Source organism: Stenotrophomonas sp. STEN087 (assembly GCF_056759115.1).
Map to the genome: position 1 here is coordinate 24,371 of NZ_JBRRCR010000009.1, position 16,824 is coordinate 41,194.

Annotated in this window: 19 protein-coding genes; 10 read left to right on the forward strand and 9 right to left on the reverse strand. The window is 68.0% G+C overall.

Going from position 1 to position 16,824, the window contains the following annotated elements; all coding sequences use genetic code 11:
• From ACVOK1_RS04040 to ACVOK1_RS04055, 4 genes are all read right to left on the reverse strand, one after another.
• Positions 1-2,280, reverse strand: coding sequence for a transketolase C-terminal domain-containing protein (locus tag ACVOK1_RS04040; protein ID WP_108769307.1), 2,280 nt, complete (start codon positions 2,278-2,280; stop codon positions 1-3).
• Between the two features lie 68 nt (positions 2,281-2,348).
• Positions 2,349-3,008: a glutathione S-transferase family protein gene (locus ACVOK1_RS04045; protein ID WP_164073962.1), complete on the reverse strand. Its 660-nt coding sequence runs from the start codon at positions 3,006-3,008 to the stop codon at positions 2,349-2,351.
• Between the two features lie 84 nt (positions 3,009-3,092).
• Complete coding sequence (locus tag ACVOK1_RS04050) at positions 3,093-3,635, reverse strand: GNAT family N-acetyltransferase (protein ID WP_481561205.1); 543 nt, start codon at positions 3,633-3,635, stop codon at positions 3,093-3,095.
• A gap of 119 nt (positions 3,636-3,754) precedes the next feature.
• A complete protein-coding gene (locus ACVOK1_RS04055) occupies positions 3,755-4,594 on the reverse strand; it encodes a glycine zipper 2TM domain-containing protein (protein ID WP_108769310.1) in 840 nt (279 codons plus the stop codon).
• Between the two features lie 163 nt (positions 4,595-4,757).
• Here ACVOK1_RS04055 and ACVOK1_RS04060 point away from each other — a divergent pair, with 163 nt between their 5' ends.
• Together ACVOK1_RS04060 and ACVOK1_RS04065 are read left to right on the forward strand one after the other, a co-directional pair.
• Positions 4,758-4,973, forward strand: coding sequence for a DUF6116 family protein (locus ACVOK1_RS04060; protein ID WP_108770711.1), 216 nt, complete (start codon positions 4,758-4,760; stop codon positions 4,971-4,973).
• Positions 4,970-5,743, forward strand: coding sequence for a TatD family hydrolase (locus tag ACVOK1_RS04065; RefSeq protein ID WP_481561228.1), 774 nt, complete (start codon positions 4,970-4,972; stop codon positions 5,741-5,743). The genes ACVOK1_RS04060 and ACVOK1_RS04065 overlap by 4 nt, the downstream gene beginning before the upstream one ends.
• Positions 5,744-5,778: 35 nt before the next feature.
• Here the strand turns inward: ACVOK1_RS04065 and ACVOK1_RS04070 are convergent, their stop codons facing one another.
• Complete coding sequence (locus ACVOK1_RS04070) at positions 5,779-6,594, reverse strand: tRNA threonylcarbamoyladenosine dehydratase (protein ID WP_108769311.1); 816 nt, start codon at positions 6,592-6,594, stop codon at positions 5,779-5,781.
• Positions 6,595-6,687: 93 nt separating this feature from the next.
• Between ACVOK1_RS04070 and ACVOK1_RS04075 the strand changes: the two genes are divergently transcribed.
• Both ACVOK1_RS04075 and ACVOK1_RS04080 read left to right on the forward strand, forming a co-directional pair.
• Entirely contained in the window at positions 6,688-7,122 is a 435-nt protein-coding gene (locus ACVOK1_RS04075; protein ID WP_481561206.1) for a cytochrome c, read from the forward strand.
• A gap of 129 nt (positions 7,123-7,251) precedes the next feature.
• Positions 7,252-7,749, forward strand: coding sequence for a glycine zipper 2TM domain-containing protein (locus ACVOK1_RS04080; RefSeq protein WP_164073956.1), 498 nt, complete (start codon positions 7,252-7,254; stop codon positions 7,747-7,749).
• A gap of 79 nt (positions 7,750-7,828) precedes the next feature.
• Here the strand turns inward: ACVOK1_RS04080 and ACVOK1_RS04085 are convergent, their stop codons facing one another.
• Complete coding sequence (locus ACVOK1_RS04085) at positions 7,829-8,038, reverse strand: cold-shock protein (RefSeq protein WP_108769314.1); 210 nt, start codon at positions 8,036-8,038, stop codon at positions 7,829-7,831.
• Positions 8,039-8,272: 234 nt separating this feature from the next.
• Between ACVOK1_RS04085 and ACVOK1_RS04090 the strand changes: the two genes are divergently transcribed.
• The 3 genes from ACVOK1_RS04090 to arsC all read left to right on the forward strand — a co-directional run bounded on the left by ACVOK1_RS04090 (position 8,273) and on the right by arsC (position 10,376).
• Positions 8,273-8,758, forward strand: a complete 486-nt coding sequence (locus tag ACVOK1_RS04090) for a DUF456 domain-containing protein (RefSeq protein WP_406235578.1) — start codon at positions 8,273-8,275, stop codon at positions 8,756-8,758.
• Positions 8,759-8,880: 122 nt separating this feature from the next.
• Positions 8,881-10,035, forward strand: coding sequence for a phospholipase A (locus ACVOK1_RS04095; RefSeq protein WP_481561207.1), 1,155 nt, complete (start codon positions 8,881-8,883; stop codon positions 10,033-10,035).
• Entirely contained in the window at positions 10,035-10,376 is a 342-nt protein-coding gene (gene arsC, locus ACVOK1_RS04100; protein WP_481561208.1) for an arsenate reductase (glutaredoxin), read from the forward strand. The genes ACVOK1_RS04095 and arsC overlap by 1 nt, the downstream gene beginning before the upstream one ends.
• Before the next feature lie 94 nt (positions 10,377-10,470).
• Here arsC and ACVOK1_RS04105 read toward each other — a convergent pair whose 3' ends face one another.
• The 3 genes from ACVOK1_RS04105 to ACVOK1_RS04115 all read right to left on the reverse strand — a co-directional run bounded on the left by ACVOK1_RS04105 (position 10,471) and on the right by ACVOK1_RS04115 (position 13,119).
• The gene (locus ACVOK1_RS04105; RefSeq protein WP_481561209.1) at positions 10,471-11,106 is read right to left on the reverse strand and encodes a glutathione S-transferase family protein; all 636 of its coding nucleotides are present in this window, start codon (positions 11,104-11,106) and stop codon (positions 10,471-10,473) included.
• Positions 11,107-11,151: 45 nt separating this feature from the next.
• Positions 11,152-11,484 carry a hypothetical protein gene (locus tag ACVOK1_RS04110; protein WP_133249421.1) on the reverse strand — a complete coding sequence of 111 codons (333 nt, stop codon included), beginning with the start codon at positions 11,482-11,484 and terminating at the stop codon, positions 11,152-11,154.
• 117 nt (positions 11,485-11,601) lie between these two features.
• Positions 11,602-13,119 (reverse strand): fumarate hydratase, encoded by a 1,518-nt coding sequence (locus tag ACVOK1_RS04115; RefSeq protein WP_165835717.1) that lies wholly within the window; start codon positions 13,117-13,119, stop codon positions 11,602-11,604.
• 154 nt (positions 13,120-13,273) lie between these two features.
• Here ACVOK1_RS04115 and ACVOK1_RS04120 point away from each other — a divergent pair, with 154 nt between their 5' ends.
• The 3 genes from ACVOK1_RS04120 (at position 13,274) to ACVOK1_RS04130 (ending at position 16,801) form a co-directional block, all read left to right on the forward strand.
• On the forward strand, positions 13,274-14,170 hold the full coding sequence (locus ACVOK1_RS04120; protein ID WP_481561210.1) for an RNA polymerase sigma-70 factor: 897 nt from the start codon (positions 13,274-13,276) through the stop codon (positions 14,168-14,170).
• A gap of 36 nt (positions 14,171-14,206) precedes the next feature.
• A complete protein-coding gene (locus ACVOK1_RS04125; RefSeq protein ID WP_164073949.1) occupies positions 14,207-14,656 on the forward strand; it encodes a carboxymuconolactone decarboxylase family protein in 450 nt (149 codons plus the stop codon).
• Between the two features lie 291 nt (positions 14,657-14,947).
• Complete coding sequence (locus ACVOK1_RS04130; protein WP_481561211.1) at positions 14,948-16,801, forward strand: ABC transporter ATP-binding protein; 1,854 nt, start codon at positions 14,948-14,950, stop codon at positions 16,799-16,801.
• Positions 16,802-16,824: the final 23 nt, after the last annotated feature.

The following is a 16,824-nucleotide window of genomic DNA, read 5'->3' on the forward strand; positions in this document are numbered from 1 at the left end:
TCAGGGTTCCTGCGCCAGGTCGAGGGCGGCGCCAATCACCGCATTGTCGCTTGGAAGCCCGAACATTGCTGCCCCCGCCAGCGGCGTGTAGGTATCGGCGCCGCAGACCCGCCGCAGCGGCAGGTGGCCATGGCCGGCCTCGACCAGGGCGGTGACCACGCCCTCGCCCACCCCACCGCTGTGCCGGCCCTCGTCCAGCACCAGCACCCGCCGCGCCGTGGCGGCCTGGGCGGCGATGAAACCGGCATCCAGCGGCACCAGCCAGCGCAGGTCCACCACCCGCACCTGCCAGCCGGTCTGCGCCTGGATGGCCGGCACCGCGCGCAGCGCCATCGGCACGCCGTTGCCGTAGGTGAACACCACCAGATCATCGGCGTCGGGCGCATAGACCCGGCCCTCGCCCAGCACCAGCGCCTGCCCCGCCGCCGGGTAGTCGAACAGCCACTGTCCATCGCCGGGCGCGTGCAGGTCCTTGCTCATGTACAGCGCGATCGGTTCCAGGAACACCGCCACCCGGCCGTCCACCCGGGCCAGCGCCGCCAGCGTGCGCAACATCATCACCGCATCGTCGCCGCGCGACGGGCAGCCCACCACCAGGCCGGGAATGTCGCGCAGCGCGGTGATCGAGTTGTCGTTGTGGAAGTGGCCGCCGAAGCCCTTCTGGTAACCCAGGCCGGCCACCCGCACCAGCATCGGGTTGCGGAACTGGTCGTTGGAGAAGAACTGCAGCGAACAGGCCTCGCCACGCAGCTGGTCGATCGCGTTGTGCAGGTAAGCCAGGTACTGGATCTCCGGGATCGGCAGCAGGCCCATGTTGGCCAGGCCCTGGGCCATGCCCAGGATCATCGTCTCGTCCAGCAGGGTGTTGAACACCCGGCGCGGCCCGAAGCGGCGCAGCAGGTCCTTGGTGACGGTGTAGACGCCGCCCTTCTGCGCCACGTCCTCGCCGAACAGCAGCGCCTGCGGATACTTGCACAGCAGTTCCTGCAGGCCGTGGTTGATCTGCACGGCCAGGTGCCGCGGCGGCTGCCGCTCGGGCAGCGCGTCGGCTCCGCCGTACAGGGCCTCGCGCGCTTCGGCCGGTACCGGGCGCTGCGCCTCGGCCATCACCGCCGCCGGCGTGTACGGCGCCAGCGGCGCGACCACTTCATCCAGCGACTGCAGCTTGGGCCGCGCTTCGGCGTCGGCCGCCGCCGACAGGCAGCGCACGCGCAGGGTCTCGTACGCAGCCTCGATGCCGGCAGCATCCATCCAGCCCGATTCCAGCGCGATCTGCGCCGACCGCAGCAAGGGATCCTGGGCTTCGGCCGCGCACAGGTCGGCCAGCGCGCGCCACTCCACTTCGAAATCGGTGCCGGCGTGGCCCATCAGCCGCGTGGTACGCAGGTGCAGGAAGGTCGGTCGACGGGTGCGCCGGCAATGCTCCACCGCCGCCTGCACCTGCGCATGTCCCGCCGCCAGGTCCAGGCCATCGGCGTAGTAGTAGTCCAGCCCCGGCTGGCGGCTGAAGCGCTCGGCGATCCAGCCTTCCGGCGTCTTCACCGAAATACCCAGGCCGTTGTCCTCGCAGACGAACAGGATCGGCGCGGGCAGCTTCTGGTAGGCCGACCACATCGCGGTATTGAAGGCGGTCTGCGCGGTAGCGTGGTTGGCCGAGGCATCGCCGAAGGAGCACAGCACGATGCTGTCGGCAGGGATCGGCAGCGGCTGGCCCAGGCGCTTGCCGCTCTCGATGGCCAGCGCGGTGCCCAGCGCCTTGGGCAGGTGCGAGGCGATGGTCGAGGTCTGCGGCAGCACCCACAGCGGGCGGCTGCCCCACACCTTGTGGCGGCCACCGCTGGCCGGGTCGTCGGCGCTGGCGGCGAAGGACAGTGCCGCGTCACGCAACGGATCCAGGCCCGGCACCTGCCGCGCGCGCTCGGCCATGAAGGCGCCGGAGCGGTAATGCAGGAACGCCGGATCAGTATGCCGGCAGGCCCGCGCCAGCAGCGCGTTGCCTTCGTGGCCGGACGACCCGATGGTGTAGAAGACCTTGTTCTGCACGCGCAGCACGCGCGCCATCAGGTCCAGCTGGCGGCTGGCCAGCTGCGAATCGAACAGCTCGGCGAACGCCGCTGCGGTCAGCGTGCTGCCCGGCAGGATCGGCGCATCCGGCGCCGGCTTCGGGCGCGGCAGCCCACGCCAGGCGCGCACCGCCTCGAGGAAATTGACGTCGCACACTTCGGCGCGGTTGAGCACGCGCATGCGTGCGGGGATCGGATCGGGAACCACAGCAAACATCGAACACCCTCCGTGTCGTTGTTGCGTTCCGCCGGGCGTGGCCCGGCGCTACCGTGCCGGGTTGGACGCTACCCGCGTGCGTCCAACCGCGCGCGTACCTCGGGCGTAACCGCCGGCATCGCCACGAACCGTGGCTGCTCGCGCACCCGCTGCAGCCATGCACGCACTTCCACGAACGGCTGCAGGTCGATGCCACCATCGGCGGCAACATCGGTGTAGGCAAACAGCGCGATGTCGGCGATGCCGTACCCGCTGCCGGTGAACCACTGCGCCTGACGCAGGTGCTGCTCCATCACCGCCAGCGCGGTGGCGGCGCGCTCATGCAGGCGCGGCAGTTCGGCCCGGCGCGGCGAATCGGCATCGGTCCAGCCACGGATGAAGCGCGCCACGGCCACGCAGGGTTCGTGGCTGTACTGTTCGAAGAACATCCAGCTCAGTGCCTGCGCGCGTTCCCAGCCATCGGTCGGCAGGTAGGGCGTGCCTTCGGCCAGCCAGAACAGGATCGCGTTGGATTCGGTCAGTACGCGGCCATCGTCGCGCACGATCAGCGGCACCTTAGCATTCGGGTTCAGAGCCAGGAACTCAGGCGAATGAGTCTGCCCATGCGCACTGTCCACTTCCACCCAGCGGTAGCGGCTGCCGAGCTGCTCCAGCAGCATCCGCACCTTGTGGCAGTTGCCCGACACCGACATGCCATGCACCGTCAACGGAACGCGCTCTTCCACCATTGCCTGCTCCAGGACATCCCGGCCGACGGCCGGCTGCACGCAGTCTGGCAAGCACATCGGCCGATGCCAAGCGCGGGTGCAGCATCACCGCCGGCGTTGCTGCCATTGCGCGCGCGACTGCCCCCAGATCTGCAGCGGCGGCCCCTCGTAGGGGGGCGGCAACTGGCCCATGCGCAGCAGGCTGCTGCCCAGCTTGCGCGCCACCGCCCTGGACTTCTCGTTGTCATCGGCAATGGTGTGGATCACCTCGTCCCAGCCCAGCGTGTCGAACGCCCAGTCGATGGCGGCCACCGCCGCTTCGGGGGCGTAGCCACGGCCCCAGCGCGCGCGGCAGATGCTCCAGCCGACCTCGGGGCCGGGCCAGCCGAGCGGCTGCCACGGGCCCATGCGGCCGACCCATTCGCCGGTGGCTTTCTCGATGACGCTGAACATCGAATAGCCGAACAGCTGCCAGGCTCCGGCCAGGCTGCAGAAGCCGCGCCAGGCCACCGAAGGCAGCTGCACGCCGCCCAGGCTGCGCATCACTTCTTCATCGGCGCAGAACGCCAGGTAGGGCTCCAGGTCCTGCGCCTGCGGTGGGCGCAGAATCAGGCGCTCGGTTTCGATGCGCAGGTCGAAGATGCTCATGCAGGCTCCCGCCGGGTACCGTGGCCGCTCATCATCGCCGATCCCGCCATCGGATCCAGCACGCAAACGAAACGGGCCGGCAAAGGCCGGCCCGTCCGATACAGCATTCCGTTGCCGCGTTACTGGCGGTTGGCCGCTGCGTCGCCGGCCGCGGCGGTCTGGGTCACCAGCTGGCCATCCACCACCGGCAGGCGGTCGCTGGCCGGCTTGTTGTCCATGCGCACGGTCTTCTCGGCGCCGTCATAGCGGTAGGTCACGTTGTAGCCCTTGACCACATCGTTGGTGCCCATGGCGATGCGCGTGCCCGGCTTGCTGGCCATGCGCATGGTGCCGGTGGTGCCGTCCTCGTTGCGGTAGGTCACGTTGTAACCGGTCACGCGGCTCGACTCGGAGGTCGCCGTTTCAGTGTGGCACTGGCGCTCGGTGCGGTTGACCACGCGGCCACCGACGTGGCGCTTGTCCACCTGGTTGCCGATGAAGCCACCGGCCACGGCGCCGGCTGCAGTGGCAGCCTTCTTGCCGTTGCCGCCGCCCACCTGGTTGCCGAGCAGGCCACCGACCACGGCGCCGACCACGGTGCCGCCGACGTTGCCATCACGCTCGGGCAGGCGCTCCTGCACCACGACGTCCTCGCAGACTTCATGCGGGGTCTGGGTGGTGGAGGTCTCGCGCACCGGCTCGGTGCCGATGACCGTCGCATAGGCCTTCTGCTTCTCGGTCAGCGGGTCGACCTTCAGCACATCGGCGTATTCCAGGCCGCGCGGTGCCGAGGCATCGACCGCGTCGCCGCGCGCGCCATCATCGGCAGCGCTGCCATCGACCAGTCGCGACTCGGAAGGATTCGCGGCGCCCAGTGCATCCGGGGCCTTGTCACCACTCTTCATGAAGGCGGCGGTTGCGATGCCACCCACCAGCAGCGCGCCTGCTGCGACCAGGACAGTTGTAGTTGTGCTTTTCATGACCTGCTCCCTGCGGACCGTCCGCAACGTTCTCGATGCAGATTGCAACATGCGCTGCCTGAACGGAATCTCCACATTTCGTACTCATGGCCGTAACCCATTCAGCATCGGGAAATGCAGGGCCCGTGGTAGCGTTTGCAGCACGCCCCCGAGGAGCCCCGCCATGGCCAACCCGATGCTGCTGCCGGTCCTGCAATGGGCACGCCGGCTGCGCTACCCCACCCTGTTCAAGCTGACCGCCGGCCTGTTCGCGCTGACGCTGTTCATCCCCGACCCGATCCCGTTCGTGGACGAACTGATGCTGGGCCTGGGCACCCTGCTGCTGGCCAACTGGAAGAACCGCAGCGCGGCGACACCGCCCCCCCTGGAACAGCGCTGAACATGCTGATCGACAGCCATTGCCACCTGGATGCCAGCGAGTTCGACCCCGACCGCACGGCGGTGATCGAGCGCGCCCGTGCGGCCGGCGTACAGGCCCAGGTGGTGCCGGCGGTGACCGCCGCCAGCTGGCCGAAGCTGCGCGAGGTCTGCCAGCAGGCACCGGGGCTGTACCCGGCCTATGGCCTGCACCCGATATTCCTGGCCGACCACCGTCCCGAGCACCTGGGCCAGCTGCGCGAGTGGGTCGAGCGCGAGCGTCCCTGCGCGATCGGCGAGTGCGGCCTGGATTTCTTCGTCGAAGGACTGGATGCCGAGGCGCAGCAGGACTATTTCATTGGCCAGCTGAAGCTGGCACGCGACTTCGACCTGCCGGTGATCGTGCATGCGCGCCGCGCGGTGGACGCGGTGATCGCCGCGATCCGCCGCATCGGCGGCCTGCGCGGCGTGGTCCACAGCTTTCCCGGCAGCCCGGAGCAGGCCGCGCAGCTGGACAAGCTGGGCTTCCTGCTCGGCCTGGGTGGACCGCTGACCTACGAACGAGCGCAGCGCCTGCAGCGCCTGGTGCGCGAGATGCCGCTGGAGCAGCTGCTGCTGGAAACCGACGCGCCGGACCAGCCCGACGCGGGCATCCGCGGCCAGCGCAATGAACCGGCACGACTGTCGGTGATCGCCCGCCACGTGGCCGCGCTGCGCGGTACCGACGTGGAGACCGTGGCAGCGGCCACCAGCGAAAACGCCCGGCGGCTGTTCGCGCTGCCGGCCGCCTGATCGCCGTTTCGCCGGGCATGGCCCGGCGCTACCGGTCAAACCTCGGCGGCTTCGGCCTTGACCTTCTTCGGCTCCAGCAGCATTTCCAGCGCCTTGCCGACCGCGGCGAATGCAAACGCACCGGTGATGTGCGTGGCCGCGCCCAGCCCGGCGCCGCAGTCCAGCTTCAACGCGGCATCGGCGCCCAGGTTCGGGCGCAGGCCGCAGACGCTGCCATCGGCCTGCGGGTACTTCACGTTTTCCAGCGAATACACCGCCGGTACGCCGAAATAGCGCTTGGCGTTCTTCGGGAAGTTGAACTCGCTGCGCAGCTTCTTGCGGATCAGCGCCAGCATCGCGTCGTGCTCGGTACGCGAGACGTCGCGGATGCGCACCAAGGTCGGGTCGGTACGGCCGCCGGCAGCGCCCACGGTCAGCAGCGGCAGCTTGCGGCGGCGGCACCAGGCGATGGTCTCCACCTTCACCCGGAAGCTGTCGCAGGCATCGATGACCAGGTCGAAGCCACGGTCCAGCAGTTCGGCCATGTTGGCGGTGGTCAGGAACGCCTGCACGGCATCGACGTCGATCTGCGGGTTGATCGCGCGGCAGCGCTCGGCCATCGCCTCGGACTTGTTGCGGCCGTAGTTGCCCTCCATCGCCGGCAGCTGCCGGTTGGTGTTGGACACGCAGATGTCATCGGCATCGATCAGGGTCAGGTGGCCGACGGCCGAACGGGCCAGCGCCTCCACCACCCACGAGCCGACGCCGCCCATGCCCACCACCGCCACGCGGCTGCCCTGCAGGCGCTCGAGCGCACCTACGCCATACAGCCGTTCGATGCCGGCGAAGCGTTGTTTGACCTGTTCGTTCATGCGGCTATTTTAACGTGCAGGCAGCGGCGGCCATAGCGGGCCGCCATCGAACCCACCGTTGCACGCCCGCGCATCACCCATGGAGGAGCCCGCATGAACGCCAGCCCGTCCCGTCGTCCTTCCAGCGCCCAGCGCTATTTGTTCGTGCTCGTGCTCGGCCTGCTGATCGGCCTGGTCGCCACGGTCATGGTCGGCCGCGCCCTGCAGGCCGGTCGCGATCCCTTCCCGCACAGCCTGATGCACGTGATGCAGCGGCAGGCGGAGCTGCTACAGCAGGCCCAGCAGCAGAACCGCTGCAGCCTGGCCGACAGCCAGCCGCGCCTGCAGTCGCTGCGGCTGCTGTCCAACGACCTGGACCTGGCGTTTCCCAAGCTGAAGGACGATGCGCGCTTCCAGCAGCATGCCAGCCAGTACCGGGCGGACCTCAACGCGGCGCTGGCCGCCCCGCCCAGTGACTGCGCAGCGCTGACCAAGGTGGTGCAGACCGTGCAGGACGACTGCCGGGCCTGCCACCAGGACTTCCGCTGATTCATCTTCCAGCTGGGGAAGGCTGGCGTGATTGGCACCTTGTTCACGTTGAAAAGTGGACGATTCGATCACCCTGCTGCATCACGCAGTACCACCCTTCCACCCGCCTTCACGGCCAGGAGACGCCCCATGAAGATCAAGCTCATCGCCGCCAGTGTCATTGCTACGCTCGCCCTGGCCGGCTGCGCCACCTCGCCCGGTTACGGCGGCGGTGGTTACAACAACGGTGGCTACAACAATGGTGGCTACGGCAACAACAACGGCTACAACCAGAACCGTTGCGCCGACTGCGGCATCGTGACCCGCATCAACACCGTGGCTTCTGGCCGTACCGCGCCCAGCGCGACCGGCGCCATCCTTGGCGGCATCGTCGGTGCCGTGGCCGGCCATGAGATCTCCGACCACACCGGCGGCAGCCGCGGCAACAAGAACGTCGCCGCCGCCGCAGGCGCGGTGGGTGGTGCCCTCGCCGGCAACCAGATCCAGAAGAACGTGACCAGCGATACCTACGACATCACCGTGCGCATGGACGATGGCCGCACCATCGTAGTCAACCAGCGCGACCTGGCCGGTATCCGCGAAAACACCTACGTCCGCGTCGTCAACGGCCGCGTCGTCCTGCGCTGATCCAGCAGCAGCCGACGGTGGCAACGAAAAAGGCCCGCTTGCGCGGGCCTTTTTCGTGCGATGCATTGCAGGCGGGTCGTCAGACCGGCTCTACGGCATCAGCCTGCAGGCCCTTCTGGCCCTGCACGACGGTGAAGGTAACCTTCTGGCCTTCCTTCAGGCTCTTGAAGCCCTGGGTCTGGATGGCACGGAAATGCACGAACACGTCCTCGCCGTTTTCACGGCTGATGAAGCCGAAGCCCTTTGCATCGTTGAACCACTTTACGGTACCGGTCTCGCGATCAGCCATCTCACTCACTCCCTGGTGACTCTCTTGTTGTTGGAAACGCCTGTTGGGCGGCTGACAAGCAAGGGGGAAGCGAGGTGCAACGATGCAGCGGATCGGTTAGATCTTGCTTCATCAGGCCACGATCCACGGTGACCTTGCCAAGCTCAGCGACTGCAACTTAACCCGAGCAAAACGAAAAAGCAACTGCCAAAATATCAAAGTGTCAACCCCAAAAAGACAACCATACGGGACAGCATGGACCTCTCATTCATCTTGTATCTGCTAGCGGTCATTTTCGTCCTGATCGGCATCGCCGGAGTGATCCTGCCGGCCCTGCCCGGGGTGCCACTGGTGTTCGTCGGCCTGCTGCTAGCGGCATGGGCTGACGGCTTTGCCCATGTCGGCTGGCCCACGCTGGTGGCCCTCGGTGTCCTCACCGCGCTGTCCCTGGTGGCCGACGTGCTGTCCACGGTGGTGGGCGCGCAGCGGGTCGGGGCCAGTCGCAAGGCACTCTGGGGCACCTTCATCGGCAGCATCGTCGGCCTGTTCTTCATGCCGATCGGGCTGTTCGCCGGCCCACTGCTGGGTGCCCTGCTGGGCGAGTACTGGCATACCCGCGAGCTGGGGCGCTCGACCAAGGTCGGCCTGGCCACGTGGCTGGGCATCCTGCTCGGCCTTGCGCTGAAGCTGGCCGTGGTGATCGCCATGCTGGGCCTGTTCGCCTTCGCCTGGTTCCTGTGAGGCCGCCGCCTTCACGCCATGCGCACGCCCGCGCCGGGCATAACTCGAGGGGCTGGCCGTTGCCGCGGGCAGCCGCCACACTGTGTGTCTTCCCGTATTCATCCTCTGAAGGGCCTGCTGCAATGACCCTCCCCACGCTGCTCCCCCGCTTCGCGCCGCTGGCGCTGGCCCTGGCCAGTGCGCCGCTGGCCGCGCAGGAAATCGCGCCCACTCCCACCGCTACGCCGGCTGGCTGCGCCGCCGTCGACAGTGACGCCGCGCGCCTGGCCTGCTATGACCGTCTGTTCGGCCACAACGCCCAGGCCACCGCCGAGGCCGACGCCGCCGCCCAGCAGGCCGCACAGAGCCTGCGCGACCAGCGTCGCGCCACTCGCCTCAGCCAGGGCGAAGAGAACCTGCGCGCACGCGTAGGCGACATCTTCCGTCCGGCACCGGACGACAGCGCCCTGGCCAATGCCGGCCGCGGCTCGCTGCTGGACAGCCGCTGGGAGCTGGCCGAGGACTCCAAGCTGGGCCCGTTCCAGCTGCGCGCCTACAAGCCGGTCTACCTGTTGCCCGCCTTCTGGACCAGCGACAAGAACCAGATGCCGCAGTCGCCGAACCCGGCCAACAGCGTGACCACGCCGCAGGTGCTGGACAGCACCGAGCTGAAGTTCCAGATCAGCTTCAAGACCAAGATCGCCGAGAACCTGTTCGGCGACAACGGTGACATCTGGGCCGGCTACACCCAGAGCTCGCGCTGGCAGGCCTACAACGCCGAGAACTCGCGCCCGTTCCGCGAAACCAATTACGAGCCGGAAGTGATGATGGTGTTCCGCAACGGCTACTCGATCGGTGGCTGGCGCGGGCGCATGACCGGGATCAGCCTCAACCACCAGTCCAACGGCCGCCCTGACCCGCTGTCGCGCAGCTGGAACCGGGTGATGCTCAACATCGGCCTGGACCGCGAGAACTGGGCGCTGGTGCTGCGTCCCTGGTACCGCATCCCGGAGACCCGCAGCGATGACAACAATCCGGACATCGAGGATTACATGGGCCGCGGCGACGCGACCCTGATCTGGAACCGCAACGGCCATGAAATCGCGTTGATGGCGCGCCATTCGCTGCGCACCGGCGACCGCTCGCACGGCGCGCTGCAGCTCGATTACGGCTTCCCGATCAGCAACCTGCTGCGCGGCCATATCCAGGTGTTCGATGGCTACGGCGAAAGCATGATCGACTACAACCACAAGGCCACCTACGTGGGCGTGGGCGTGTCGCTGCTGGAGTGGTTCTGATGACGGTGACGATCTGGCACAACCCGGCCTGCAGCAATTCGCGCGGCGCGCTGGCGCTGATCCGCGAAGCCGGGATCGAGCCGGTGGTGGTCGACTATCTGGGCACCCCCCCTGACGTGGCCACCCTGCGCCAGGTGCTGGCCGAATCCGGCCTTGCCGCCACCGACCTGGTGCGCAGCAAGGAGCCGCAGTTCGCCGAACTCGGCCTGGCCGGTGCCGATGAAGCCACCCTGCTGGCTGCGATGGCCGAGCATCCGCGGCTGATCAATCGCCCGATCGTGCGCACCCCCAAGGGCACGCGCCTGTGCCGCCCGCCGGAGTTGGTGCAGGAACTCCTGTAACCCGCCCCGCTTGGGTAGAGCCGAGCCATGCTCGGCTGCTGTTGGCGGGCTACCCATGAGTGAAGCCGAGCATGGCTCGGCTCTACAGAACGGCTTACCGCCAGTCGGTGATGCCTTCGCGGCGGTAGGTCTCGGCGAACGACGGGCGTGCCTTCATCCGCTGCGCGTAGATCTTCAGCACCGGCAGGGTGTCGGTGGGCGTGGGCATGTTGCGCGACCAGCGCATCAGCATCAGCAGCATGAAATCGACCACGCTGGGCGCCTCGCCCAGCACATACGGCCCCTGCGTCTGCAGGTGTGCGGCCATCTGCTGCCAGGCGGCCTCCAGGCGTTGCCGGGCCATCGCCTGGGTGGCGGCGACATTCGCTTCGCCGGCCGCTTCATGCGGGTAGAACCACGCGCGGTAGGCGGGCTGCAGGGTGTTGGCGCACCAGAACATCCAGCGATACGCCTCGCCGCGTGCGGGCGTACCCACTGCCGGCAGCAGACCGGCCTCGGGGTGGCGATCGGCCAGGTACAGCGCGATGGCGGCCGCTTCGGTCAGCACCTGGCCATCGATCATCAGCGTCGGCACCACGCCCGCCGGGTTCAGCGCCAGGTATTGCGCCGACTTGTGCTCGCGCCGGTCGAAATCCAGCAGCACCAGTTCGTGCTCGATGCCCAGTTCGATCAGCAGCCAGTGCACCACCAGCGAGGCGGTGCTGACAGACCCATACAGCGTAGTGCGCATGCGACGACTCCGGTTGCGGGAAGCGCCGATTATGCGCCCAACGGCTCAGCCACCGCCGCACGACGCCATGCAGCTGTCGGCGTCCTGGCTGCAGCTGATCAACGGCGACTGGTCCATGCAGGCCTGTGCCTGCGACATGCAGGAGCGGCGCATCTCGTCATCCTTGATCCGGTCGCACTTGCTCGCCGCCTGCGCATCGCAGGTCGAGCGACGGTCCGAGTCCGAACGGGCCAGGCAGGCATTGCGGTACTGCTGGCACGCCATCACGCACTGCGCGCTGGCGTTGTTGCCGGGTGCACCGTCGTACAGATCGCCGCTGCTGCTGCAGGCGGCAAGGGAAACAACACACAACAGCGCAAGGCATCGAAACAATGACATTGGACACTCCCTGTTCAATACATCAGAAAACCCAGCGAAGCCTAGCAGCGCCGACCTTCGTGCGGCGTCAAACGAAAAACGGCGCCCTGCGGCGCCGTTTCCCTGCAACCGGTGGGCTTACTCCACCACCACCGGAATCTTGCCGATGCGGGCCTGCCATTCGCGCGGGCCGGTCTTGTGCACCGATTCGCCGGTGGAATCGACTGCCACGGTCACCGGCATGTCCTGCACGGTGAACTCGTAGATCGCCTCCATGCCCAGGTCGGCGAAGCCGACGACCTTGGCCGCCTTGATCGCCTTGGACACCAGGTAGGCCGAACCACCGACGGCCATCAGGTAGGCCGACTTGTGCTTCTTGATCGCCTCGATGGCGGCCGGGCCGCGCTCGGCCTTGCCGACCATGCCCAGCAGGCCGGTCTGTGCCAGCACCTGCTCGGTGAACTTGTCCATGCGGGTGGCGGTGGTCGGGCCGGCCGGGCCCACCACTTCGTCGCGCACCGGATCGACCGGGCCGACGTAGTAGATGAAGCGACCCTTCAGGTCGACCGGCAGTTCCTCGCCCTTGTTGAGCATGTCGACCATGCGCTTGTGCGCGGCGTCGCGGCCGGTCAGCAGCTTGCCGTTGAGCAGCAGGGTCTGGCCCGGCTTCCAGTTGGCCACGTCTTCCGGCGTGATCGTGTCCAGGTCCACGCGGGTGCCCTTGGACGAGTCGTAGGTCAGCTTCGGCCAGTCTTCCAGCGACGGCGGGTCCAGCATCACCGGGCCGCTGCCATCCAGGGTGAAGTGCGCATGGCGGGTCGCCGCGCAGTTCGGGATCATCGCCACCGGCAGGTTGGCCGCGTGGGTCGGGTAATCGTTGATCTTGATGTCGAGCACGGTGGTCAGGCCACCCAGGCCCTGCGCGCCGATGCCCAGCGCGTTGACCTTCTCGTACAGCTCCAGGCGCAGCTCTTCGATGCGGTTGGATGCACCACGGGCCTGCAGATCGGTGATGTCGATCGGCTCCATCAGCGCTTCCTTGGCCAGCAGCATCGCCTTTTCAGCGGTACCACCGATGCCGATGCCGAGCATGCCCGGCGGGCACCAACCGGCGCCCATGGTCGGCACGGTCTTCAGCACCCAGTCGACGATCGAGTCGGACGGGTTGAGCATGGCGAACTTGGTCTTGGCTTCCGAACCACCGCCCTTGGCGGCGACGATGACGTCGACGGTGTTGCCCGGCACCACCTTGACGTTGACCACGCCCGGGGTGTTGTCCTTGGTGTTGACGCGCTTGCCGGCCGGATCAGCCAGCACCGAGGCGCGCAGCTTGTTGTCCGGGTGCAGGTAGGCGCGGCGCACGCCTTCGTTGGCCATGTCTTCCACGCCCATGGTCGCGTCGTCCCAGCGCACGTCCATGCCGATTTCCAGGAACACGGTGACGATGCCGGTGTCCTGGCAGATCGGACGGTGGCCTTCGGCGCACATCCGCGAATTGATCAGGATCTGGGCCATCGCTTCCTTCGCGGCCGGCGACTCCTCGCGCTCGTAGGCGGCGGCGAGGTTCTTGATGTAGTCGACCGGGTGGTAGTACGAGATGTACTGCAGCGCGTCGGCGATGGACTGGATGAGGTCTTCCTGCTTGATCGATGTCACGGCTTGCTCGCTTGCTCGAGGCTGGCGGGGGGTAATCCCCCATTTTACCCCCTCCCCCGCCCGCAGGATCACAATCATGGGGTCGGATCCCCTGCAGGGGGCTCTGACCCCACCCACCTGTCACGCTTGCCCCCTCCCCGGCGTCCTGGTCGACATGAACACTGAATCCGCCTTCCAGACCCACCGCCCGCGCCTGATGGCGCTGGCCTACCGCCTGCTGGGCAGCCGCAGCGATGCCGAGGACGTGGTCCAGGATGCCTGGCTGCGCTGGTCCGGCGCCGATCCGGCCGCCGTGCGCGACCCCGAGGCCTGGCTGGTCACCACCACCACCCGGCTGGGGCTGGACCGGCTGCGCGCGGCCCGGCGCGAGCGGGTCCACTACGTCGGCCCGTGGCTGGCTGAACCGCTGGAGATCAGCCTGGCGGCAGAACCGGCCAGCGACCCGGCCGTGGCCCATGCCCGCGCCGACGAGGTCTCGGTGGCCTTCCTGACCCTGCTGGAGCAGCTGGGCCCGGAGGAACGCGCCGCCTTCCTGCTGAAGGAGGCCTTCGACCACGACTACCGGCAGATCGCCGCGCTGCTCGGCCTGAGCGAGGCCAACTGCCGCCAGCTGGTGCACCGGGCGAAGCAGCGCCTGCAGGCGGGCCGGCCGCGCTTCAACGCCGATACCGGCCAGCACCGGCAGCTGCTGGCGCGCTTCATGGACGCCACCCAGCGTGGCGACAGCGAGGCCATCCAGGCGCTGCTGCATGCCAACGCACGGCTGGTGTCCGATGGCGGCGGCGTGGTCACCGCGGCGGTGCGCCCGCTGCTGGGCGCCGAACGCATCGGCCGCCTGTTCTGGGCCATCGCGCGCCGCGGCCTGGGCCACACCGCCCAGCTGGGCTGGGTCAATGGCGAGCCGGCGATCCTGCGCTTCCTCGGCGACCAGCTGCACTCGGTGACCACCATCGAGGTGGCCGAGGGCCGCATCGCCAACGTGTACAGCGTGCTCAATCCGGAAAAACTGCGCGGGCGTGTCACGAACGCGGACGGCCCGGCGTCCTTGTAGTGAAAGACGGCCACCGTGGCCGTCGTGGAGCTGAAAATGTCCGACCATGCCTCTCCCCGCGTCCCCTATACCCGCCTGGCCGCTGATGCGTTCAAGGGCCTGCTGGCCACCAGCAAGGCGGTGCATGACAGTTCGATCGACCCGACGCTGATGGAACTGCTGTTCCTGCGCGTGTCCCAGCTCAATGGCTGCGGCTACTGCATGGACATGCACGGCACCGCGCTGCGCAAGGGCGGCATCGAGCCGCGCAAGCTGGACACGCTGCCGGCGTGGCACGAAAGCCGTTTCTTCGATGCACGCGAACGTGCCGCGCTGGGCTGGGCCGAGGCCCTGACCCGGCTGACCGAGGGCGCGCCGTCGCAGGCGGCATTCGATGCACTGGCGCCGCACTTCGATGAGAAGGGCATCAGTGACCTGAGCATGGGCGTCGCGGTGATCAATGCCTGGAACCGGCTGGGTGCAGGGCTGCTGCCGCCGCTGCCGTAAGGGGGTTTTCTGGCCGGGCTGCGCCCGGCACCCGCAGAGGCGACTGCCGGAGCAAGGGCAACGTCAACGGCTGGGGTTCTGGGGGATGGCGGGGTGGATCAGGTCGCCGTCGACAGATGTCCTGCTCCTGTTGGTGGGTGCCGACCGTTGGTCGGCACGATGGATCAAGGGGTCGGATCCCTTCGCATGGCGAAGGGCTCTGACCCCGAAGCGCGGTAGTGGGGTCAGAGCCCTTTGCGATGCAAAGGGATCTGACCCCCTCTCCACGCATTACGCGCGCACAATGGCGGCATGCCTCCTGCCCCCGAGAAGAAACCCAGCCTGCGCCAGCGCTTCAAGGCGATGCGCAACCTGCCGCCCTTCCTGCGCCAAGTGTGGCAGACCAGCCCTGCGCTGACCCTCACCAGCCTCGGCCTGCGCCTGATCCGTGCGTTGCTGCCGGTGGCGATGCTGTACGTGGGCAAGCTCATCATCGATACCGCGCTGCACCTCAGCCAGCACGGGGCCGGCTTCCCACCGCTGGGCGAGGCGCTGTCCAGTGGCCTGTTGAATCCGCTGCTGGGCCTGCTGGCGCTGGAATTCGGCCTGGCCATCGCCTCGGACCTGCTCGGCCGGCTGGTCAGCTATGCCGATGCGCTGCTGTCGGAACTGTTCGCCAACGCCACCAGCGTGCGCCTGATGGAACACGCCGCGACGCTGGACCTGGAAGACTTCGAAGACCCCGACCTGCAGGACAAGCTGGACCGTGCGCGGCGCCAGACCATGGGCCGGATGAACCTGATGAGCCAGCTGTTCGGCCAGGTGCAGGACGCGATCACGGTGGCCAGCCTGGCGGTCGGCCTGCTGGTCTATGCGCCGTGGCTGATCCTGCTGCTGGCGCTGGCGCTGGTGCCGGCCTTCATCGGCGAATCGCATTTCAACGCCGCCGGCTACAGCCTCAACTTCCTGTGGACGCCCGAGCGGCGCCAGCTGGACTACCTGCGCCAGCTTGGCGCCAGCGTGGAAACGGCCAAGGAAGTAAAGATCTTCAACCTGCACCGCTTCCTGGTGGAGCGCTACCGGCGGCTGTCGGCGGCGCTGTTCCTGGCCAACCGTGCGCTGGCGCGGCGGCGCGCGTTCTGGGGCACGGTGCTGGCCGCGCTGGGCACGCTCGGTTACTACACCGCCTATGCCTATATCGCCTGGCGCACGGTGCGCGGCGATTTCTCGATCGGTGACCTGACCTTCCTCGCCGGCAGTTTCCTGCGCCTGCGCCAGTTGCTGGAAGGCCTGCTGATCGGCTTCTCGCAGGTGGCCAGCCAGGCGCTGTACCTGGACGACCTGTATTCGTTCTTCCAGATCGAACCGGAAATCCATTCGCGCGAGGGCGCGGTGGCCGTGCCGCGGCCGATCCAGCAGGGCTTTGTGTTCGAGAACGTCGGCTTCCGCTACCCCGATGCCGAGCAGTGGGCGGTGCGCCACCTCGATTTCCAGCTGCAGGCCGGTGAGGTGCTGGCGCTGGTGGGCGAGAACGGCGCCGGCAAGACCACCCTGGTGAAGCTGCTGGCGCGCCTGTACGAACCGGACGAAGGCCGCATCCTGCTCGATGGCCGCGACCTGCGCGACTACGATCTGGACGACCTGCGCGCCAACCTGGGCGTGATCTTCCAGGACTTCGTGCGCTACAACCTCACCGCCGGCGAGAACATCGGCGTCGGCCAGGTGGAGGCGATGGCCGACCAGGTGCGTATCGCCGATGCCGCGCGCCGGGGCATGGCCGAAGAGGTGATCGATGCCCTGCCCGGCGGCTACGAGCAGCTGATCGGCCGCCGCTTCAAGCAGGGCGTGGACCTGTCCGGCGGGCAGTGGCAGAAGATCGCCATCGCCCGCGCCTGGATGCGCGACGCGCAGGTGATGATCCTCGACGAACCGACCGCCGCGCTCGACGCCCGCGCCGAATTCGAGGTGTTCCAGCGCTTCCGCGAACTGGCCGACCGGCGCACCGCCGTGCTGATCTCGCACCGTTTTTCCTCGGTGCGCATGGCCGACCGCATCCTGGTGCTGGCCGAGGGCCGGCTGGAGGCCAGCGGCACCCATGAGGAGCTGATGGCCCAGGGCGGGCGCTATGCCGAGCTGTTCGAACTGCAGGCCGCCGGGTATCGCTGACCGGCCCTGAGAACGCCTCTCGT